The 21,336-nt window shown below is 59.5% G+C and carries 20 protein-coding genes and 1 pseudogene; 10 read left to right on the top strand and 11 right to left on the bottom strand.

Features of this window, described 5'->3' with window-relative positions; translation table 11 throughout:
- Positions 1 to 64 precede the first annotated feature (64 nt).
- Together G9X68_RS00845 and G9X68_RS00840 are read left to right on the top strand one after the other, a co-directional pair.
- On the top strand, positions 65 to 1,168 hold the full coding sequence (locus G9X68_RS00845) for a COX15/CtaA family protein (protein WP_171600900.1): 1,104 nt from the start codon (positions 65 to 67) through the stop codon (positions 1,166 to 1,168).
- Positions 1,169 to 1,305: 137 nt separating this feature from the next.
- Positions 1,306 to 2,478 (top strand): endonuclease/exonuclease/phosphatase family protein, encoded by a 1,173-nt coding sequence (locus tag G9X68_RS00840; protein ID WP_171600899.1) that lies wholly within the window; start codon positions 1,306 to 1,308, stop codon positions 2,476 to 2,478.
- Here the strand turns inward: G9X68_RS00840 and G9X68_RS00835 are convergent.
- The 7 genes from G9X68_RS00835 to G9X68_RS00800 all read right to left on the bottom strand — a co-directional run bounded on the left by G9X68_RS00835 (position 2,475) and on the right by G9X68_RS00800 (position 9,265).
- Positions 2,475 to 3,266 (bottom strand): sulfite exporter TauE/SafE family protein, encoded by a 792-nt coding sequence (locus tag G9X68_RS00835; RefSeq protein WP_171602124.1) that lies wholly within the window; start codon positions 3,264 to 3,266, stop codon positions 2,475 to 2,477. The two genes, G9X68_RS00840 and G9X68_RS00835, sit on opposite strands and share 4 nt — an antisense overlap.
- Positions 3,267 to 3,446: 180 nt before the next feature.
- Entirely contained in the window at positions 3,447 to 4,379 is a 933-nt protein-coding gene (argC, locus tag G9X68_RS00825) for an N-acetyl-gamma-glutamyl-phosphate reductase (RefSeq protein WP_171600898.1), read from the bottom strand.
- A gap of 60 nt (positions 4,380 to 4,439) precedes the next feature.
- Positions 4,440 to 5,402 (bottom strand): agmatinase, encoded by a 963-nt coding sequence (gene speB / locus G9X68_RS00820; protein WP_171600897.1) that lies wholly within the window; start codon positions 5,400 to 5,402, stop codon positions 4,440 to 4,442.
- Between the two features lie 222 nt (positions 5,403 to 5,624).
- Positions 5,625 to 6,812, bottom strand: a complete 1,188-nt coding sequence (gene cml, locus G9X68_RS00815) for a CmlA/FloR family chloramphenicol efflux MFS transporter (RefSeq protein WP_171600896.1) — start codon at positions 6,810 to 6,812, stop codon at positions 5,625 to 5,627.
- Between the two features lie 306 nt (positions 6,813 to 7,118).
- Positions 7,119 to 7,586, bottom strand: a complete 468-nt coding sequence (gene rpsI, locus G9X68_RS00810) for a 30S ribosomal protein S9 (RefSeq protein ID WP_018241561.1) — start codon at positions 7,584 to 7,586, stop codon at positions 7,119 to 7,121.
- A gap of 1 nt (position 7,587) precedes the next feature.
- A complete protein-coding gene (gene rplM, locus G9X68_RS00805; protein ID WP_003558420.1) occupies positions 7,588 to 8,052 on the bottom strand; it encodes a 50S ribosomal protein L13 in 465 nt (154 codons plus the stop codon).
- 313 nt (positions 8,053 to 8,365) lie between these two features.
- Complete coding sequence (locus G9X68_RS00800; RefSeq protein ID WP_171600895.1) at positions 8,366 to 9,265, bottom strand: LysR family transcriptional regulator; 900 nt, start codon at positions 9,263 to 9,265, stop codon at positions 8,366 to 8,368.
- A 73-nt stretch (positions 9,266 to 9,338) separates the two neighbouring features.
- Here G9X68_RS00800 and G9X68_RS00795 point away from each other — a divergent pair, with 73 nt between their 5' ends.
- Both G9X68_RS00795 and G9X68_RS00790 read left to right on the top strand, forming a co-directional pair.
- Entirely contained in the window at positions 9,339 to 9,569 is a 231-nt protein-coding gene (locus G9X68_RS00795; protein WP_171600894.1) for a DUF1127 domain-containing protein, read from the top strand.
- A 95-nt stretch (positions 9,570 to 9,664) separates the two neighbouring features.
- The gene (locus G9X68_RS00790) at positions 9,665 to 10,495 is read left to right on the top strand and encodes an enoyl-CoA hydratase (protein WP_171600893.1); all 831 of its coding nucleotides are present in this window, start codon (positions 9,665 to 9,667) and stop codon (positions 10,493 to 10,495) included.
- Here G9X68_RS00790 and G9X68_RS00785 read toward each other — a convergent pair.
- Positions 10,496 to 11,333 (bottom strand): annotated as a pseudogene (locus tag G9X68_RS00785) (EamA family transporter).
- Between the two features lie 476 nt (positions 11,334 to 11,809).
- Positions 11,810 to 12,139, bottom strand: a complete 330-nt coding sequence (locus tag G9X68_RS00780; protein WP_171600892.1) for a hypothetical protein — start codon at positions 12,137 to 12,139, stop codon at positions 11,810 to 11,812.
- 121 nt (positions 12,140 to 12,260) lie between these two features.
- Between G9X68_RS00780 and G9X68_RS00775 the strand changes: the two genes are divergently transcribed.
- Both G9X68_RS00775 and G9X68_RS00770 read left to right on the top strand, forming a co-directional pair.
- Complete coding sequence (locus tag G9X68_RS00775) at positions 12,261 to 12,689, top strand: CoA-binding protein (RefSeq protein WP_171600891.1); 429 nt, start codon at positions 12,261 to 12,263, stop codon at positions 12,687 to 12,689.
- 117 nt (positions 12,690 to 12,806) lie between these two features.
- Complete coding sequence (locus G9X68_RS00770; protein WP_171600890.1) at positions 12,807 to 14,090, top strand: O-acetylhomoserine aminocarboxypropyltransferase; 1,284 nt, start codon at positions 12,807 to 12,809, stop codon at positions 14,088 to 14,090.
- Between the two features lie 140 nt (positions 14,091 to 14,230).
- Here the strand turns inward: G9X68_RS00770 and G9X68_RS00765 are convergent, their stop codons facing one another.
- Entirely contained in the window at positions 14,231 to 15,178 is a 948-nt protein-coding gene (locus tag G9X68_RS00765) for a YeeE/YedE thiosulfate transporter family protein (protein ID WP_342355308.1), read from the bottom strand.
- Between the two features lie 140 nt (positions 15,179 to 15,318).
- Positions 15,319 to 15,846 (bottom strand): YkgB family protein, encoded by a 528-nt coding sequence (locus tag G9X68_RS00760; RefSeq protein ID WP_171600889.1) that lies wholly within the window; start codon positions 15,844 to 15,846, stop codon positions 15,319 to 15,321.
- A 277-nt stretch (positions 15,847 to 16,123) separates the two neighbouring features.
- Between G9X68_RS00760 and G9X68_RS00755 the strand changes: the two genes are divergently transcribed.
- From G9X68_RS00755 to pstS, 4 genes are all read left to right on the top strand, one after another.
- Positions 16,124 to 16,693: a TetR/AcrR family transcriptional regulator gene (locus G9X68_RS00755; RefSeq protein ID WP_171600888.1), complete on the top strand. Its 570-nt coding sequence runs from the start codon at positions 16,124 to 16,126 to the stop codon at positions 16,691 to 16,693.
- Between the two features lie 553 nt (positions 16,694 to 17,246).
- Positions 17,247 to 17,591: a cupin domain-containing protein gene (locus G9X68_RS00750; RefSeq protein ID WP_425328637.1), complete on the top strand. Its 345-nt coding sequence runs from the start codon at positions 17,247 to 17,249 to the stop codon at positions 17,589 to 17,591.
- A gap of 230 nt (positions 17,592 to 17,821) precedes the next feature.
- Complete coding sequence (locus G9X68_RS00745) at positions 17,822 to 19,951, top strand: bifunctional diguanylate cyclase/phosphodiesterase (RefSeq protein ID WP_171600886.1); 2,130 nt, start codon at positions 17,822 to 17,824, stop codon at positions 19,949 to 19,951.
- Positions 19,952 to 20,301: 350 nt separating this feature from the next.
- Complete coding sequence (pstS, locus tag G9X68_RS00740) at positions 20,302 to 21,324, top strand: phosphate ABC transporter substrate-binding protein PstS (protein ID WP_171600885.1); 1,023 nt, start codon at positions 20,302 to 20,304, stop codon at positions 21,322 to 21,324.
- The last annotated feature ends 12 nt before the right edge of the window (positions 21,325 to 21,336 follow it).

Below are 21,336 nucleotides of genomic sequence, written 5' to 3'. Positions count from 1 at the left end.
AGGTTCGGGGCTTGTTTTGCATGAGCCGCTGGGGCAAATCAACTGCCGGATAGAAGGAGACATCATGGCCGTCGCAAACCCGATCACGGAACAGGCGATCCTGAGCGAAGTGCGCAAGCAGAATCGCGACCGCCGCGCCTTGCGCCTCTGGCTCGGCTTCGTGCTTTTGGCGCTCTTCTGTCTCGTGCTCGTCGGCGGCGCCACGCGGCTGACCAATTCCGGCCTGTCGATCACCGAGTGGAAGCCGATCCACGGCGTCATCCCACCGCTGTCGGCCGCCGAATGGGAGGAGGAATTCCGCCTCTACCAGCGCATTCCCGAATTTCAGCAGTTGAACAGTTCCATGACCGTCGATGAGTTCAAGGGCATCTTCTGGTGGGAATGGGCGCACCGGCTGATCGCGCGTGCCATCGGCGTGATCTTTGCGCTGCCGCTCATCTATTTCTGGCTGACGGGGCGGATCGAAAAGCGCCTGCGCTGGCCGCTCGTTGGCATTCTGGCGCTTGGCGGCCTGCAGGGGTTTATCGGTTGGTGGATGGTGTCTTCGGGCCTTTCCGTCCGCACCGACGTCAGCCAGTACAGGCTGGCGACGCATCTCGTCATGGCCTGCCTAATCTTTGCCGGCTGCATGTGGATCATGCGTGGTCTCTCACCGCATTCCGACGATCCGCCGCCAGCACGAAGCTCGCGCGGTTTTGCCGCCGCGATCGCCATTTTCTCACTGTTCCAGATCTATCTCGGCGCGCTGGTGGCGGGGCTTGATGCCGGTTTCTCCTTCAATACCTGGCCGCTGATGGATGGCGCCGTCATCCCGTCCGATCTGCTGATCCAGCAGCCCTTCTGGATCAATGCTTTCGAGAACCCGAAGACGGTGCAGTTCATTCACCGCATCGGCGCCTATACGCTCTTCGCATTGACGCTGATCAACATGGTGATCGCCCTTCGTGCAGCACCTTGGACCACCCACGCACGCCGCGCCATTCTACTCTTCGTGCTGGTGACGCTGCAGGCAGCGATCGGCATCGCGGCGCTGCTGATGCAGGTGCCGCTTCACTGGGGCCTGCTGCATCAGGCCGGCGCGCTTGTCGTCTTCGGCTTCGCCGTCGCCAATTGGCGCGGCTTTTACGGCGAATATCCGCACGGGACGATGATCGCCGAGCGCGATTGAAGCCTGGCCTCACCGTGGCGCCGCGCACGGATGTAGTCGTTCACGACCAACGGGCGCTTACTGACTTAAACGTGTAATATTGCGTCGATATATGCAGCTGGGTTAGGTTCGGCAAACGGCGACAGCGTGGAGGGGCGATGTCCAATAATTATGCCGGAATGCGCAGGGCATTGCAGGGACAACCGGAGGGAACGATCGAGCGCTGCGCGCAACGCCTTCTCGACATTCGCAAGACGCTAACGCCATTGCGCACCCAGAAGAAAGACAGCTCGCTGCTGCTGGCGACCTGGAACATTCGCGATTTTGATTCGAATAAATTCGGCTTCGGTCCACGCCTTCCGGAGACCTTTTATTATATCGCCGAGATGATCGCCTGCTTCGATCTGGTGGCGATCCAGGAGGTCAACCGCGACCTTTCGGCGCTGGAAAAGGTGATGAAAATCCTCGGCCGGGAATGGGATTATATCGCAACGGATACGACGGCCGGTTCCGGCGGCAATTCCGAGCGCATGGCCTTCGTCTACAACACTGAAAAGGTCTGGTTCCGCAAGATAGCCGGCGAAGTCGTGCTGCCGGAAGGTCATCTCGTCGTTTCCAGCAAGAAGGTGAAGGCGCCGAAAGGCCAGCCCAATGTCGAGCCGAAGACTGTCGAGATGGAGCAGCAATTCGCCCGCAGCCCATTTCTCGTGGCATTCCAGTCCGGTTGGTTCCGTTTCAGCCTCTGTACCGTGCATATCTACTACGGTGCGGATTCGGGCGAGCAGTTGAAACGGCGGATCGGGGAGATCAAGCAGCTCGTCGAATTTTTCGCCGACCGGCAGGATGAAGCCAGCAGCCAGGAACTCGACGTCAGCGGCGCCGTTGAAAACTACATCCTGCTTGGCGATTTCAATGTCGTCAGCCCCGAACATGAGACGATGAAGGCCCTGAAGAGCCACGGCTTCATGGTTCCGGCCGAGATCGACGGCAAGAAGGTGCGAAAGCTGGGCGACCATTTTTACGACCAGATTGCCGTGCGCGTGAAGGACAAGCGCTTCAAGGTTATAACCGGCGGACTGATCGATCTTTATGCCGACGTCTTCCGCTCCACCGACGAGGACAGGGCGCTCTATGCGGAATTCCTGCCGAAGAGCGATCCGGAAGCCGATCCGAAATTCAAGGCAAAGACCCCCGAGGCGCTCTACGAGAAATGGCGGACATGGCAAATGTCGGATCATGCCCCGCTATGGTTGGAGATCGATACCGATTTCACCGAGAGCTATCTTCAGACGATTGCAGCCGGCGGGCCGCCAGGACCGAAGCCGGTCTAACGCAGCACGCCATCGAGCAGCGGCATGCCGATGATCGCGGCGGCGGCGATCAGCACGTAGCAGGCGATGCGGAAAGTTCGTTCCTCGGCAAGCCCGAACAGTTTGGAGCCGCCGTAGAGCCCGACCACATAACTCGGCAGGATGACGACGGTGAGCGCAAAGACGGCAGGCACGAACAGTCCGCCGAAATAATAGCTGATGGCGCTGAAGACGGACGAAATCGAGAAATAGAGCACGACATTCGCCCGAACGCGGGTGAAATCGCTCTTGCCGCCGAGCCAGTAGGCGACAACCGGCGGCCCGCCGAGCTGCGCAGCGCCGCTGAAAAGTCCGGCGATCAGCCCGACGCCGCTGGTGAGCGGTGCGGACGCCTCCCCGTGATAACGCCATCCCGATACCAGCAGCGCCAACAGGCAGATGGCGATGATCGTGATGCTCCAGCGCAGCAGTATCGGGTCGAGCAGCGCCAGCATCGCCGTGCCGGCCGGCACGCCGAGCGCTGCACCCGCCGCCATGACGAAAACCTCAGATCGGTTGGCGCCGCGCCAGGCCGGTGGGATCATCCCGAGTGTGGCAATGCCGTCGATGACGAGCAGGATCGGTGAGATCAGCTTCGGCCCGACAATCGCGCCGCCGAGCGGAATGAAGATCAATGCGGCGCCGAAACCCGAAAATCCGCGGGCAAGCCCGGCGATAAAGGCAAACGCCATCAGCGCATAGATGCCATGATCGGGCAAGGCTGCGGCAAACCATGCGCCGACGCCAGCGATAAGCGCATCCAGCGTCATGACATCGGCTCCGTGATTCGGGATGGGCAGCGAGGAAGGATGCGGTTTCATAGCCCAATCGTCATCGATGATCGAGCGCGAAAGCGATACTGCGGTCGCCGAGGCAGGCGACCGCGATTTCATGATGATGAGATCGACATGAAGCTCGAGCGGCATCACGTCGATGCCGCGGATCCCGCCTTACGAGGCGAGCATCAGGTCCATGTTCTGGACGGCGGCGCCAGAAGCGCCCTTGCCGAGATTGTCGAGCAGCGCCACCAAATTGACCTGCGACGCGCCCGGGGTGCCGAAGACGAAGAGCTTCATCGTGTCTTTGCCTTCGAGCTCGATGGCATTGACGCGAGGTAGGGCCTTGCTTTCGGCCAGCGGCACGACGGTTACGATATCCTGGCCGGCATAATGGGCGACGAGGGCCGCATGGATGCTCTCCATCGTCGTGCCCTCGGCGAGATCGTCGAGATGCAGCGGCACCTGCACGATCATCCCTTGCGCGAACTTGCCGACCGACGGCGAGAAGATCGGCGCGCGGTCGAGCAGGCCGTGCACGGTCATCTCGGGCACGTGTTTGTGGGTGAGCGGCAGGCCGTAGAGGAAATGCGGTGCGGTGATCGCATCCGGGTGATCCGGGTTTTCCATCTGCGCGATCATCTGCTTGCCGCCGCCGGTATAGCCGGAGACCGCGTTGACCGTGACGGGATAGCCGTCCGGCAGAATGCCGGCAGCGCGCAACGGCCGGATAAGGCCGATCGCTCCGGTGGGATAGCAGCCGGGATTGGCGACGAAACGAGCGGCAGCGATCTTGTCGGCCTGCTGTTTGTCCATTTCGGCAAAACCATAGGCCCAGCCGGGATTGACGCGGAAGGCGGTCGAAGTGTCGATGACGCGCACATTGTTGTTGGCCGAAACCATTTGAACCGCTTCCTTCGACGCATCGTCGGGCAGGCAGAGAATGGCGATGTCGGCGCCGTTCAGCATGTCCTCGCGCATGGCGGCGTTGCGACGCTCGGCTTCGGGTATGGACAGAAGTTCGACATCGCGGCGGCCTGCCATGCGCGTGCGGATCTGCAGACCCGTCGTGCCGTGTTCGCCGTCGATGAAGATTTTCGGTGCCATGTTAAACCTGCGCTTTCAATGGGTTCTGAAGGTTTCCGGATTCAGTTTGAGGATGATAGGTCAGCCTTGTGACACGGCGATGGCGCGTCGCTCGGCATGAAGCCCCAGCATATACATCGCCACCGTTGCCCCCGCAATGGCGGTGATGTCGGCATGATCGTAGGGCGGCGATACCTCGACGACGTCGGCGCCGCGGATATCGAGCTGGTGCAGACGCTGCAGCACCGAGAGGATCTTGGCGCTCGACGGCCCGCCGGCTACCGGCGTGCCGGTGCCCGGCGCAAAGGCCGGATCGAGGCAATCGATATCGAAGCTGAGATAGGCCGGCGCCCCGCGCGTATGGGAGATGATCGCCGAGGCGATATCGCTGGCGCTCATCTCCTCGACCTGATGACCGTAGAGAATATTGACGCCGCAATCCTCAGGCGCATGGGTGCGGATGCCGATCTGGATCGAGCGGTCGGGATCGATGATACCTTCGCGCGCTGCCCGCGCCACGAAAGAACCGTGGTCGATGCGGCGTTCCTCGTCGAACCAGGTATCCTGGTGCGCGTCGAACTGCACGAGCGCCAGCGGCCCATGTTTTGCCACATGGGCTTTTAGCAGCGGCCAGGTGACGTAATGATCGCCGCCGAGCGTCAACAGGAAGGCGCCGCTGTCGAGGATGACATTCGCCTGTCGTTCGATAGCGGATGGCGTGTCCTGATGATTGCCATAGTCGAGCAGGCAATCGCCGTAGTCGATCACGGCCATTTCGGCGAAGAGATCGCGGTTGAAGGGATATTGCGCATCATTGTCGAAGATCGCCGAGGCGCGCCGGATTGCTTGCGGCCCGAAGCGTGTGCCCGGCCTGTTCGATGTCGCGGCATCGAAGGGGATGCCCCAGACGGCGACGTCGACGCCGGCGAGCTCCTTGGTGAAGCGGCGGCGCATGAAGGACAGCGCGCCGGCAAAGGTCGGATCGCTGGCAGCGGAGGTGAGGCTGGTCGCCGTAAAGGCGTGGTCAATCGATCTGTTCGCCAAATCATGCTCCTTTTTCGGTCGCAAAATCATAGTCGCGTTCGATACGGACGCTGCATTGCAGGATCGCCGTTCGACGCCAGAGCGTCGGGCGGCAGGTCTCTCGCCAAGGAATTGGCCGATCCCCGCGCGCAGAAAGGGGTAGGCGAGGTGCGGACGGATTTCAAGCAATCGTTCGGACGACGGCCGCTCGTTATCGTCGAGCGACCGTCATTTTTCCGCTGCCTATCGGGCCGGCTTCCACAGGCACCACAATCCAGCCAGCGTCGTCAGCGCGGTCGCTGAGACATAGCTCGCGAGCGGCCAGGCGCTGTCACTGCCGAGCAGAATCACGAAGAAGGTTCCGACAAAGCCGACGATGATGCTCGCGACGCAGGAATAGAGCGCGACCGCCGTCCCGGCCGTATCGCCAAAGGCGTCGAGCGCGCCGTTGGCGGTGACCGCCGTCGCAACGACGATACCGATCGCGATGATCCACATCGGCACGACGAAGCTGACCAGGGAGGGCTGCAGAAACAGCTGTCCAAAAGCAAGCAGCACGGCGCCGAGAAGCAGCATTGCGATGCCTCTGGCAAGGCTGCCTGCAATGCCCCAACGCATGACGAAACGTTTGGCGAAACGCGCCGTCACGATCATCACCAGCGCCACCGTGGCAAAGATGAAGCTGAAGGCGATGCCGGAAAAACCGGCTTTGTCGATCAGGATACGGGGTGCCGTCGAGAAGAAGACGAAGAAGGCGCCCATCGCCGTGCTGAAGCCGCCCGTATAAACCCAGAAGGGAAGGCTTGTAAGGATCGGGCGGAGTGCGATCTTCGCGGTGACGGCAGGGCGGGTTTCGTGCCACCGCATGCCGGCGTTGAAAAGGGCGGCAACCGAAAGGAGGCCGATGACGAGGAAGATGGCGCGCCAGCCGAAGCGATCCGCGATCAAGGCTCCGATGATCGGGCCGAGTGCCGGCACGAAAGAGAGGATGGAGCCGAGAAGGCTATAGATCGTGCTGCTTTCGGGACGCCCGGCGTAGACGTCACGCACGGTTGCGAAAGTTGCGACGAGGGTCGCCGACGCGCCGACTGCCTGCAGCAATCTCAAGACCACGAAGATCGTCGCCGACGAGGAACCGGCAAGCAGGAAGGATGAGGCGGCAAAGAGTGCAGCACCTCCAAGCAGGACAGGCCGTCGTCCGACAATATCGGAAATTGGGCCGAAGACGATCTGGCCGACACCGAGCACGAGCATGTAGAGGCTGAGGGTCAGTTGGATGACCGCCGGCGAAGTGCCGAGCGCCGCCGGCATGACCGGCACGATCGGCAGATAGATATCCATGGCGAGCGAGGCCAGGATGTCGAATGGTGCCATCAGCAGCAAGGCTGCCGGCAGGGAATAGGTCCATTGCTGGATTTTGGGATAAAACATGGGAAAGAACCCGCTCAAATGATTTCATTCGGCGGCGATCTGTCTCTTCAACAGTATCGGGATTGGCCGGACAGACGCCGCAACAACAGGGCAGAGTTGTTGCGGCTTATTTGTCTGCGGACTTGGTTATTCCCATGATGCGACCTTGACTGCGGCTTCGTCCATTCGCGAAGCGCTTTGCCAAGTTTCTACCAGCAGAGTTGGAATGCGACAATGGCGCGCCGGCACGCTTCCGATTGGTTTAAACGGCGCAAAACAAAAGGCCGGGTTGCCCCGGCCTTCGTAAATTCCGTCTGTCCGAAGCGATTAACGCTTGGAGAACTGGAACGAGCGGCGGGCCTTTGCCTTGCCGTACTTCTTGCGTTCGACGACGCGGCTGTCGCGGGTCAGGAAGCCGCCCTTCTTCAGCACCGCGCGCAGGCCCGGTTCGAAGTAGGTGAGCGCCTTGGACACGCCGTGGCGAACCGCACCGGCCTGGCCGGAGAGGCCGCCGCCGGCAACCGTTGCGATGATGTCGAACTGGCCGTCACGGGCAGCCGCGACGATCGGCTGGCGCAGGATCATCTGCAGCACCGGACGGGCGAAATATTCCGCGAATTCCTTGCCGTTGACGATGATCTTGCCGGAGCCCGGCTTGACCCAGACGCGGGCGACGGCGTTCTTGCGCTTTCCGGTCGCGTAGGAGCGGCCGAGCGAATCGACCTTGCGGACGTGGGCCGGAGCAGCAGCTTCGGAAGCCGTGCCGAGATCCTTCAGGGAGGAGAGGTCAGCCATATCAGGCGCTCCTTACGTTCTTTTTGTTGAGCGCGGCAACGTCAAGGGCGACCGGCTGCTGGGCTTCATGGGGATGGTTGGAGCCGGCGTAAACGCGCAGGTTCTTCATCTGGCGACGGCCGAGCGGACCACGCGGAACCATGCGTTCGACGGCCTTTTCGAGGACGCGCTCCGGGAAGCGGCCTTCGATGATCTGGCGTGCGCTGCGTTCCTTGATGCCGCCGGCATAACCGGTGTGCCAGTAGTAGACCTTGTCGGAATACTTCTTGCCGGTGAAAACGACCTTTTCGGCATTGATGACGATGACGTTGTCGCCGTCGTCAACGTGAGGCGTAAAGGTTGCCTTGTGCTTGCCGCGCAGGCGCATAGCGATGATGGAAGCGAGACGGCCAACGACCAGCCCTTCGGCGTCGATGATCACCCACTTCTTCTCCACCTCTGCAGGCTTCTGGGAGAAGGTTGCCATAGTGAATACTCTCTTTTGGGACCCTTGGCCCGAAGGCTTGAAGGGCGTTTCTTGTTGCTTGGATTGGCATGCTCGAGGCATGCCAAAAAGAAAGCAGCCCGGACAGGCTGCGTTCTGGCGCGGTGTATAAAGGGAATATGACATTGGGTCAATATCGACTTCCCGAAGGTTTGGAAAAAAAATTAAGTAAAAACAATTACTTAATTATGTGGTATTTTGATACCTCATATTTCCGAGATCGCGGACTGCTGTGCCTGACGTTTTTCACGTCGCCTCTACCGGTTTGAAATAGCGTCTGACGGTCGAAAGCAGTTCAACCTTTGAACGCGCGCAGGCATTTCATCATTTCGCGAAGGCCGCGTGTCAGATGTTTGTCCCGGCGCAGAACCATGCCGAGGCGGCGCGTGAGCCGCGGGTTCAGCGATGCAGTCGTCACGAGGCCGGCGCGGTCGCGCTTCAGCGCCAGGCCCGGCAGGATCGACCAGCCGAGCCCCACGGCCACCAGTTCCTTGATCGCCTCGATACTGCCGAACTCCATCGCAGGTCGGATCCTGGTATCCGGTGCAGCCAGCCACGCGTCGATTGCGCGCCTGGTATTGCCGCCCTCATAAAGCAGCAGGGTCCTGTCGCGCATGAAGGCGGCGTCCGGCCCGCCTTCGGGCATCAGGCTGCCCGCGGGGGCGACGGCCAGCAATTCCTCCTCGTAGAACGGTTCGATCTCGAAGTTCCGTCCGGATGCCGGCAGGGCGACGACGGCGATATCGAGGCTGTTGGCCTCCAGATCGCGCAGAATGTCGTCGGCATCACCGATGCGCACGGTGATTTCGAGGCCGGGCATGGATTTTCTGGCAACGGCGATGGCGCGAGGAAGCAGATGGATCGATGCCGTGCCGCCACTTCCGATGCGCACGCGGCCGCTGGCGCCATCTCTATACGGCATCATCGCTTCTTCCGCGGCGGCCGATTCCCGAAGCAGCCGCATTGCATGCACGAGCAGGTCGAGGCCTGCCGCGGTCGGCTGCGCCCGCCGCCCGACGCGTTCGATCAGCCGGACGCCGAGCCGCTGTTCGAGCCCCTTGACCTGCAGGCTGACGGCCGGCTGCGTCAGGCCTTCCTTGTCGGCCGCAGCCGTAAAGCTTCCGAGATCGGCGACATTGACGAAGGCGGCAAGCTGATCGAGGTGGAGAGGCATACAAAAGAAATCCTTATGCATATCATAATATCCATAAGCTTCTTCCGGGGCATCTTCCAGCGCATCTTTCATCCGCTGAAGAAAGGAAGAAGCGATGGCCTTGGAATTAAGCGGGATCCTTGACACACCTCGCGATATCGTTCGATCGAGACTCCACGGGACGGCGCGCTGGAGCCTGCGGCTGCTTATGACGATCGAACATCACCTCGAAAAGCGCCGCAGCCGTCGCACGCTTTTAGAACTCACCGACGACGAGCTTTGCGATGTCGGTCTGACCCGGGAGCAGGCAAGGGCAGAAACATCGAAGTCCTGGTTCTGGTCCTGACGGCAACGGTCTCTACGGGAGTGCGGATCCTGCTCGAAATTTCCGGCGCCTTGTGGCAAAACGTCTGCCTGGAATCGAGCGCAGGGAGCATCATCATGGCCGAAATTGTATCCTTCCCGGACGCTGCCAGAGCGGAAGAGGGCGGATTGCTGACCCGCTCGCTGCGCGACGGTGTGCTGCGGTTGGTGCTCAACAACCCACCGGCCAATGTGCTTTCGATCGCGCTTCTCGAAGCGCTGATGGAAGAGCTCGAGACGGCCGGGGCGGAGCCGGATGTGCGCGTCGTCGTCATCGCCTCGACCGGCAATGTCTTTTCCGCCGGACATGATCTCAAGGAACTTACGGCCCATCGCGCCGATGAAGATCAGGGTGCCGGTTTCTTCGAAAAGACCTTTCGGCTCGCTGCCGATCTGATGCTCAAGATCACGCATCTGCCGAAGCCTGTCATCGCCGAGATCGACGGGCTTGCAACGGCTGCGGGCTGCCAGCTCGTTGCTTCCTGCGATCTGGCGATCTGCACGGACAGTTCGACATTCTGCACACCGGGCGTCAATATCGGCCTGTTCTGTTCGACGCCAATGGTGGCCGTTTCTCGTGCCGCGCACCGCAAGCAGGCAATGGAAATGCTGCTGACCGGCGAGACGATCGACGCCTCGACCGCGAAGGATTTCGGCCTCGTCAACCGCATCGTGCCGAAACAGTATCTGATGCAGGTGGTGTCCAAATATGCGGCGGTGATCGCCAGCAAGTCGCCGCAGGCGCTGAGGATCGGCAAGGAAGCCTTCAACCGGCAGCTCGAACTGCCGGTGGAGGCCGCATATGACTATACCGCCAGGGTGATGGTCGAAAGCATGCTGACTGAGGATGCCGAGGAAGGGATCGGCGCCTTCCTCGGCAAGCGCATGCCGGAATGGAAGGGTGAGTAATCACGCCAGTTTCAGAATCAGCCCGCCGATTGCGATGACGACGCCCGCGACGTAGCGCCAGATGCTGGCTTTCTCCTTGAAGACGACCACCGAAATCACCAGCGCAAAGAGGATCGCGGTTTCGCGCAGGGCTGCGACGGTTGCGACCGGGGCTTTCGTCATCGCCCAGAGTGCCAGCCCGTAGGAAGCGATCGAGCCGGCGCCGCCGATAAAGCCGCGCCACCAGTTGCGGCGAACGTGACGCATTAGTGCGAAAGCGCCGCGCTGGGACGCTGCCCAGGAAAACAGCAGCACCGGCGGCAGCAGCGACATCCACAAAGTGTAGGAAACCGCATTGCCGGAGATGCGCGCGCCGATTCCGTCGACATAGGTGTAGCTGGCGATGACGCAGGCATTGGCAAGCGAGAGGATGACGGCGCGGCTGCTGCCGCGTCGCGCCTCCAGGGCGAGCGTCAGCACGCCGGCCGAGATCGTCATCGTGCCGGCAAGGGCGCCGCCGGAAAGATTTTCCTTTAGGATGAAACCGCTTGTCGCGGCGATCAGCAACGGTGCGCAGCCGCGCATCAGCGGATAGACGAGGCCGATATCGCCGGCCCGGTAGGTGGCGGCGACCAGCTGGAAATAGGCAAACTGCAGGATGGCAGAGGCGCCGATGAACGGCCAGGCCGAGGCGTGCGGCAACGGCAGGAATGGCAGGAACGGCAGTGCCGAAACCGCGCCACCGGCCGAGATCAGCGCCGCATCGAGGGATTTATCGCTCCCCCGCCTTGATGATGGCGTTCCATGTCGCGTGCAGCAGTGCGCCGAAGAGAACGAGCAGGATGACGTCGAGAGGCAAGGGAGTAATCCGGAAAGGATGAGAGGAAGCGGAACACGCCTCGCCTTTGGCGTTTCAAATTCCTGAAAAGACAACTGGGATTTGCACGAAAATGTGCGGCTGCGGTCGCTTATGCGTTCATATCTCAAATAACATCCTTTCAGTATGTGAACAATGGCGGTGCCCCGGAGCAATTTCTACGTGCGCGCGACATGCGTTCAATCCAGGCGATCCTTTCAACTATGAGATGTTTCTAATGGATGGAAGAACAAAGAGGGAAACCATCGGGAACAAAAAAAGAAAATATCCGCAGGAATGACGGAGCCAGTTATTCTATGCTGCTGAAATATAGATATTATTCTATAGCTTTGACATAGGGGAAAATTGAAGCTTCTGATTGTGCAATCTTCAGGAAATCGCAGCGCGGAATTGAGCCCAAACCTTTCGCAAGCGCGAAAGGCGTACAGTTCCTGCGTCCGCCATGACGGTGAAAAACATCAAAGCTGATGATGCGGAACGAAGAGCATCCCGTCAAGGTTGTCGATGTTCTGGCAGTTCAGCACTTGGCAACGGGGAGTGTCTTTCGAAGGGATATGCGTCCATTCCGCATAATCGGTCGCGTCGCAATAATTGCTGTTGCGGACATAGCGATCGTAGAGCGGCAAGCCACGGGGAGACTGGTAGCGGAAGATGACGGCGCCTTGATTGTGGATGGCGGCGCGAACGCTGGCACAGCTCATGGTGAGCGGATTGTAGCGCGAAATCGCCAACGCCGGCGATGCGGCGAGCACGAGCATTAGCATGAGGGCAAGAGCGACTTTTTTCATCGAATCATCCTCACGGAGTATCCAATTCATATATACGGAAAAGATGCTCAGTCGGTTTCACGCACACGCAAAAAAAATATGCCGGCCGCGCCGAAGGGCTTTCGGGAGTGGAGAAATGGACATGAATCACGACGCCTACACGGATGATTACCTCGCCGGAATCCTGCATTCGGTAAAGACCATCGCGCTGACCGGCGCTTCGCCCAATCCGGCCCGGCCGAGCAACGGCGTCATGGGCTATCTGCTGTCGCGCGGCTACGAGGTCATTCCTGTCAATCCGGGGCAGGCGGGCAAACAGATCCAGGGCCGTACCGTTTATGCCCGGCTCGCCGACATCCCCGTGCCGATCGACATGGTCGACGTCTTTCGCGCCTCCGAATATTTGGATGGGGTCGTCGAAGAGGCGCTGGCGCTGAGGCCGCTGCCGAAGGTCATCTGGTCTCAACTTGGTGTGCGCGACGATGCGGCTGCGGCAAAGGCGGAGGCCGCCGGCATCCAGGTGGTGATGAACCGCTGCCCGGCGATCGAGTATCCGCGTCTTATTGCCTGAGTTGCAGTCCGCTGAGACGGATTTTCCACCGAACGCCCACGGGTTGAAACGGATCGCGATTAACTTTCGCAAGCGACCGGCTATGATCCTGCCCGTCAGCAACAACTGGAGGACGACATGGCCAAGAACGATCCGGGATTCAACACGTTGGCGATCCATGCCGGTGCGCAGCCCGACCCGGCGACGGGAGCGCGGGTCACGCCGATCTACCAGACGACCGCTTTCGTCTTCAATGATTCCGATCATGCCGCCGCCCTCTTCGGTTTGCAGGCCTTTGGCAACATCTACACCCGCATCATGAACCCGACACAGGCCGTGCTCGAGGAGCGCGTCGCAGCGCTCGAGGGCGGCACGGCGGCCCTTGCCGTCGCCTCCGGCCATGCGGCGCAGGTGATCGTCTTCCACAACATCATGCGCCCCGGCGAGAATTTCATCGCCGGCCGCCAGCTCTACGGCGGCTCGATCAACCAGTTCGGCCATGCCTTCGAGAATTTCGGCTGGCAGGTGCGCTGGGCCGATGCCGCCGATCCGGCAAGCTTCGAAAGCCAGATCGACGACAAGACGCGCGGCATCTTCATCGAGAGCCTGGCCAATCCCGGCGGCACTTTCGTCGATATCGCCGCCATCGCCGACGTCGCGCATCGCAACGGCCTGCCGCTGATCGTCGACAATACGATGGCAACACCGTATTTCATCCGCCCGATCGAACACGGCGCCGACATCGTCGTGCATTCACTGACGAAGTTTCTCGGCGGCCACGGCAATTCCATGGGCGGCCTCATCGTCGACGGCGGCACCTTCGACTGGTCGAAATCCGGCAATTACCCGATGCTGTCGAGCCCGCGGCCGGAATATAACGGCATGGTCCTGCACGCGACTTTCGGCAATTTCGCCTTTGCGATCGCCGCCCGTGTGCTCGGCCTGCGCGACCTCGGGCCGGCGATCTCGCCCTTCAACGCCTTCCTGATCCTGACCGGCATCGAGACGCTGCCGCTGAGGATGCAGCGCCACAGCGACAATGCGATCGCCGTCGCGAGGTGGCTGAAGGCGCACAGCAAGATCGCCTGGGTGAATTATTCCGGCCTCGACGACGACCCGAACTACGCCCTGCAGCAGCGGTATTCGCCGAAGGGCGCAGGCTCCGTCTTCACCTTCGGCCTCAAGGGCGGCTATGAGGCCGGCAAGACGCTGGTCGAGGGGCTGGAGCTCTTCTCCCATCTTGCCAATATCGGCGACACCCGTTCGCTCGTCATCCATCCGGCCTCGACGACGCACCGGCAGTTGACCGACGAGCAGAGGGTCGCGGCCGGCGCAGGCCCTGACGTGGTGCGCCTCTCCGTCGGCATCGAAGACGTCAAGGACATCATCGCCGATCTTGAACAGGCGCTCTCGAAGATCTGATGTCGTTCGCAACAAAAGTTTTTAATTTCGCAGATGATGTCTGTCGGCATACAGCCATAAAATCAGCGCCGAGGCGACGATCGCGCAGCCATACGGTCGTAACGATCAAGCGTGAGCGCGCTCGGACTTTGGGGAAGGGTTCAAGACCACGATCGCGCTGTTGAACCAAATCTAGCGATCAGCACGGCAAGCGCTGCCACCATGATAAGATAGGCGACGAAGGCCTGCCACGCTCCCATTGGGAGACCGACAAGCAGGAGAGTGTCATTTCCACCAGGGATAAGGAGCGCCCCAAAGCCCATCAGCAAGCCTCCAATTGTTCTTCGCGACACGCTCTTCCATGTCGGCGGCCAGCTCAGTGAAAACTGATGCCGGCGAATTCTCGCCGAGACGAGACTGCCGCTAAACATGCAGACAAAGATGAGTGAACTCGTCACCGGGATCGAAAGCATCGATCCGACCGAGGTCGTGACTGAGAAGCGAGGGGCGAACGCCGATAAGGTGGCCGAAGTTATGCCAATAGTACCCATTGCCAATGTCAGCCGACGGAAGTTGGTCTCCGATTTGATGGAGACGCCGAGTCTCAGGAGTAGGAACACGAACAAAACCACCAACAAGGCTTCTAGCGCAAGCGGCGGTGAAGCGCTGATTGGCATCGGCTCCCCGCGCAGATTGAACACAGAATCGAGGGACAGGATCACAAGAATCCCGAGGAAGGTGAAACCGAAATCCATCTCTCCGTTACCAAGGTGCCCTACCGATCCAAAAATGCAGGCACCGTTTACATATACGCCGACACCAAAAAGGATGGCTGCGCCGACCATGTGAATCAAAGGAGACCATCCACCATTCATGGTCGGCAACTTGTCGAGGATGATATAGGCGATCGCGGCCCACACTGCGCATTCGGCCAGAGCGAGAAATCGCGCGGGTCTGCGTTGGGAAATCAATTCCGTCGTAGCGATGAAGGTGCAGATTGACCCGTGGTTCATCGCAAAGCCGAGGACGAAGCCCAGCCCTCCAATCAAACCGAAACTGGCCCATGTCTCGAAGTCTGCCACCCCAATGCCGTGGGACAACCCGTTCACGGCACCAATCCTCCGTACGTTCAGTGAAGAAGATCGCGGGCACAATGACACGAGTTTGGAACTTAGTGAATGGCGAACGCCCCGATCCAGGCTTGGATCGGGGCGTTCGCACGAATGGCAGATGTGCCGAGCTTCCGGATTTAGGATCTCGTGAAGCGGATTGCGGTAAGGGAATCCATTGCAATCCAGAGTGATAGCGCCAGAAGGCCGACGTCTTTGAGCAGGAACTGGCCAGGAGCGACCGAGATGGCCGGGAACCCGAGTTCGGGAACAATCACGCCAGGGGTCGTAATCATGAAGCTGATGGTGGTGACAAACAGTCCGGACGACAGGACGCCTCCCACAAGCGAATAAATCGGGCTGACAAGTCTTGCGGCTATAAGTGCGCCGATGCTGAGTTCGAGGACTCCCAGGAAGCTCGAAAAGCCTCGCACGCTCAAGATGGAGTACATCCAGCTTACAAGAGGGTTGTTGCTGACCAGATCGACCAGTCCTTGGGCCTCGTAGGCTGTGAATTTCATGCCGCCAAACCAAGCATAGATCACGATGATTGATACATAAAGGCCACCGGTGGTTGCCGTGCGGCCATGGGTCTCTGCTAGATGCAGGATGCCTGCGATGCGTTTCGATTTCGGCTGGATGCCGACATGATCGATAAGTTGGGTCATTTCCTTCTCCCATTGATGTCTGGACTTTGCGGTCAATTCGACGACCCAAATCCAGAACGATACAGATCTGTATCGCTGTTGAATTAATACTACCGATCTGTATTGTTCTCAAATCACGAAATCGCGATCCATGTCGCTTCCGATTGACGGTGCAGCGCGGCGACCTGCGCGTAACTATCCGCTGCAGCCGTATTCTGTTCCCAGCCAACAAGCCATTGCTTACCATCCGAAGAGTGATTAAGTATCACTACAGATCAGTATTTTTTGGTGAGGGATAATGCGGCGATCGGAGATCAGGGACCATCTGCTCGAAACATCTTTGCGCCTGTTCAACGAGCATGGTTACCATGCGACCGGCATTGACTTGATTATCGCGGAAAGTGGCGTAGCGAAAACGACCCTATACCGACACTTCGAGACAAAGGAGGACCTGATCCTCAAGGCGCTCGAGCGGCGCGACGAAGAGGATCGCCGTAAGATGCGCGAGTTTGTCGAGAAGCGTGCGACCGATCCGATGGAACGAATTCTGTCGACGTTCGACTTTCTGGAACTCTGGTTCAAGGACAAGGATTTTAGAGGCTGTGGATTTATGGCTGCGGCTGGGGAACACAAGGACATCGCTGATCCCGTGTTCCGAGCCGCGGAGATGCACAAGCGCTTGGCGCTCGCCTACTTCGAAGAATTGGCTCATGCTGTGCGATTCCGCGACCCTCGGCTTGTGGCGGATGAAATCAATCTTCTCCATGAAGGAGCAACGGCGGTAGCCCAAATGGTTCGCTCAGCGGAGCCTGCCGGTCAGGCTAAACGAATGGCAACGGCGCTCCTTTCAACGATGGATCGCGGTTAGTCTGAAACGAGACTGTGCTGTCACGCGTAAAGGCGTATGGGAGGTGTGTCCTCCCGAACTGGCTTGCCGAAGACCAGACAGATCGCCGCCGTTGATCGCTCTCGGCATGACCGTGAGCTGATCGATGACCTGCGCAAAGGCAGAACGTCGACAATGGTGACGTAGTCATATCCGGACATTTCCATAAGCTGTACCTCGCCGATTATGGAAACGGCCAACCCGCCTGCGGCCCAGCGTTGATAAAGACATTTGAGCAGCTGTGGGATGGCCGGTTCCGTCGCCCAGCGAATCCGACATCGCGGGATTTTGCAATTCGATTGTTCACCGTCAAACCGCAAGACAACTGAAGCGGCTCGAACAGCGGTCCACGAGTTTGCATCAGAGATTCCACGAGAAATACTCCAGCATGCATTTTTATCGGCGAAAACGAGGAGCACGGCAACACCAGCACGAAGATCTATGCGACGGGATACAAAATCGCTAATGATTTCAAATAATCCCACGCAGGCATTGGCCGCGAAGGAGACTGACATCAGAGAGGTCCATGACGACGATGGCAAATTTCATCACCTTCGGCATCGACGGCGTCGAACCGGAGTTCGGCGCCCCGGAGCCTGGCCGGATCATCTCCGGCGATCCGCAATTCCGTACGTGGAACCTGGAGGAGAGAGAAGGCGGCCTTTATTCCGGCATCTGGGAGGCGACACCCGGCAAGTGGCGGATCGTCTACGAGGAATGGGAATATTTCAGCCTGCTGGCCGGCCATTCGATCGTGACGGAGGATGGCGGTGAGCCGGTTCATCTGAAGGCGGGTGACCGGATGATCCTCAGACCCGGCTTCAAAGGAACGTGGGAAGTCGTTGAAACGACTCGCAAGGACTATGTGATCAAGGTTTGAGCGGGCCAGCAGACCGACGCTAACGATGGCGGGCCTGTCCCGATTTGCGGCGATCACGGCCCGTCTTTCCGCGAATGGCGGCGCCTCTTTCCCGGATAGCACGCTTTTAACCAAACCCATTAATCGGGCCTACATCGGCAAATGCTAAACCTTATCTGCAGCGCATTGCGGACATGATGTCTCCTGCCGTCCCCCAGACATGGCCTTGCAATTAATCTTGCGGAATTTGCATGTCGTCGAATCTTGCAGCCAGGCACGTTCGGACTCAAACGTCTTCCATCATTACGACAACCGTCTGCTTCCTTGTCGTCGCCCTCGTATTGACCGGCCTTATGGCGCATGTCGTCGTCACGATGACCCGGTCAGCGAACGAGATCGACGATGCCAGGGCCAGTCGCGCCGCCCGCGCGGCGGTCGCAGCCTTTGTGGCTCGCTTGAGCGGGACAACGACGGACAACGCCATATGGGACGATGCCTATAGTGCTGTCTCATCTCCAGGCGCTGCGGATTGGGCCTATGAGAATTGGGGAAAAACCAGCGAGGACTATGCGCTTTATGACGGCGCGATCGTGACCGGCCCTGACGGGTCCTCGATCGTCTCGGCCTATGCCAAAGGCAAGTCCTTCCAGCCGGGCACGTTTTTCGGGGAAGCCTTTTATCAGCAGATCAATGCGGCTGCAGCTCCGGCCAAGGCGCCGGTGGTCAATTTCATTAAGACCGAAAGCGGTATAGCTTTGATCGCCTCGCAGGCGATCCAGCCGTTCGAGGCCGCCGCCGAGGTTCCGAAGTTCAGCGTGCTGAGCTTCTACAAAGCTTTTACGTCGGAAGTTCTCGACACGCTCTCCAACGAACATGAACTCGAGGGGCTGAGCCTCGAGACGACGCCCAAGCCGGGATTTCTGAACACGCCGATCACCGACATGAAGGGAGCCGTGATCGGCTATCTCGTTTGGCCCAGCAAAGCGCCCGGAAGCGCCGTGTTTCAGCAGGTCTATCCTTATCTTGCAGCTTCTACCGTCATCCTTTCGCTATTCTTGATCGGCGTTCTGTTGGTTGGCGCATCCGAGGCGCGGCGCCTGCGCCAACTGGCGCAAACGGCTCGCTTCGAAGCGAGCCATGACAGCTTGAGTGGCTTGTTGAACAGACAGGGGCTTCTCCGCCTACTGGAGGATCTGGAGAGCCCGGATCCTTCGTCACCGCGGCTTTACTTGGTTGATCTCGACGGCTTCAAGGCGGTCAACGATGCTTGGGGGCATGCGGTTGGGGATGATTTGATCCGGATCGTCTCGAACGCGCTGATGATCAGTCATCCCGAAGTCCTGGCCGCGGCCCGGCTCGGAGGCGACGAATTCGCGCTGGTGCACGTCGGATCCACCGCACGCGAAGAAATGGAAGAGGCGATTCTGGCGCTGTTTGCCGAGCCCTTCAAAATTGACGGGCGAACGATCGAAGTTGGCGCAAGCATCGGAGCTGCGGCGCGCGATGGAGACATATCGCCTTTGGAGCTTCTTCGCAGAGCCGACATGGCCCTCTATCGTGCCAAGGCAAATGGCAAAGGTCAGGCGGTTGAATACGACCCCGAACTGGACCGGGAACGCATACGGGTCGCCGAGCTGGAAGGTCTCTTGAAAAACGCCATCGGCAGCGGCGCAATCGAAGCCGTATTCCAGCCTCTCGTCTCTGCTTCGACCGGCGCTGTCACCGGTCTTGAAGCATTGGCGCGCTGGAAAACTGCAACGGGAAACGTCAGCCCGGAAATATTCATCCCTCTTGCTGAAAGGTGCGGCCTCATCGATGCCCTTGGCGTCCATATGCTGAGAACGTCGATCGGGCATGCCAAGAGCTGGCCCGGTCTGACTTTGTCGGTGAACGTTTCGCCGATCCAGCTCTGCAATCCGGAATTTGCTGCCCAAGTGATCGCGATCCTGCAGGAGCTGGATTTCGATCCAAACCGCCTGACACTGGAAATCACCGAAGGCGTTCTGATGACAAATCCGGATCAGGCCCGTCGCTCGATAGACCAGCTCAAGCGCGTCGGCATAAAGTTTGCTCTTGATGATTTTGGCTGCGGCTACGCCAGCATCGGTGCATTGCGTCAATTTGGGTTTGATCGCATGAAGATCGACCGCTCGCTCGTGTCCGCTCTCGATGTAACCGCAAATGGCGCCGATATTCTTCGGGCAACCATCTCCTTGGCGACTGCTCTGCAGATTCCCGTGACCGCCGAAGGTATTGAGAATACCCGTCAGGCGGCGATCTTGCGAGACGCCGGCTGCGACCAGCTTCAAGGGTATATGCTCGGAAAACCCATGTCGGCATGCGACATATCCAGCAGGCTGCGAGAAGAGTCGGTCGCATGATCTCGTAAAGGCCATCGCACGAATTCGGTATCGGGCACGAGCCCGGCATTTCGAAACCCTGAAAACGACATTTGCAGGCATCGCTGCGGCAATCCACCACAGCCATGCGTCAATCTATCCCAATGTTTTTGCTAAGGCTTTGTTAAATCCGCGATTCAATCGAAAGGCCGTAAGTCGAGCGTTTGATGCGCGGCCCTGCATTCGGTTTCGGCGGTCAAAAACCGTCATCAAACTGTAATAAAACGCGCCTAGCCCGCCTGATGTGACGAGAATTTCAGCGCCCCGACAATGGACACCCCCTCCATGGCGCTGGCCTCGTTGTTTTTCAAATCCATTAGGGAAGCGCTCATATGCTCACCAAGAAACTTCTTTCGGCCTGCCTCGGTGCGGGCTTGGTCGCCGCGCTGGCGGTTTCGGCCTCCGCCGCCGATATCACCGGCGCCGGCTCCACCTTCGTCCATCCTGTCCTGTCCAAGTGGTCTGCGGATTACAACAAGCAGACCGGCGACAAGCTGAACTACCAGTCGATCGGTTCGGGCGGCGGCATCGCCCAGATCAAGGCTGCAACGGTTGACTTCGGCGCGTCCGACGCCCCGATGAAGCCGGAAGACCTGACGACTGGCGGCTTCGGCCAGTTCCCGCTCGTCGTCGGCGGCATCGTGCCCGTCATCAACGTCAAGGGCATCAAGTCGGGCGAACTGAAGCTCACCGGCAAGGTTCTCGCCGACATCTACCTCGGCAACGTCACGAAATGGAACGACAAGGCGATTGCCGATCTGAACCCCGGCTTGAAGCTGCCCGACAGCCAGATCGCCGTCGTCCATCGTTCGGACGGTTCGGGCACCTCCTTCAACTGGACCAACTACTTCTCCAAGGTCAACGAAGACTGGAAGAGCAAGGTCGGCGAAGGCACGGCCGTCAACTGGCCGGTCGGCATCGGCGGCAAGGGCAATGAAGGCGTTGCCGCATACGTCACCCGCGTCAAGGATTCGATCGGTTACGTCGAATACGCCTACGCCCTGCAGAACAAGCTGCCTTACGTGCTGATCCAGAACGCCGCCGGTCAGTATCCGAAGCCGAACGCGGAAAGCTTTTCGGCTGCAGCTGCGAGCGCCGAATGGACCAAGGCTCAGGACTTCTACCTGATCATGACCAACGCCCCGGGCGAAAAGGCCTGGCCGGTGACCGCCACGACCTGGGCGATCATGTACAAGGAGCCGAAGGATGCGGCGCGCTCCAAGGCTGCCTTCGCCTTCTTCAAATGGGCGCTCGAAAACGGCCAGAAGGAAGCTTCCTCGCTCGACTACGTTCCGCTTCCGGAGACCCTGGTGAAGCAGATCGAAGATTACTGGACAGCCTCATTCAAGGGCTGATCCTGGCGAAAC

Source organism: Rhizobium changzhiense (assembly GCF_013087625.1).
In the GTDB taxonomy this organism is placed as follows: domain Bacteria; phylum Pseudomonadota; class Alphaproteobacteria; order Rhizobiales; family Rhizobiaceae; genus Rhizobium; species Rhizobium sophorae.
This window is presented reverse-complemented; position numbering and strand designations above follow the sequence as displayed.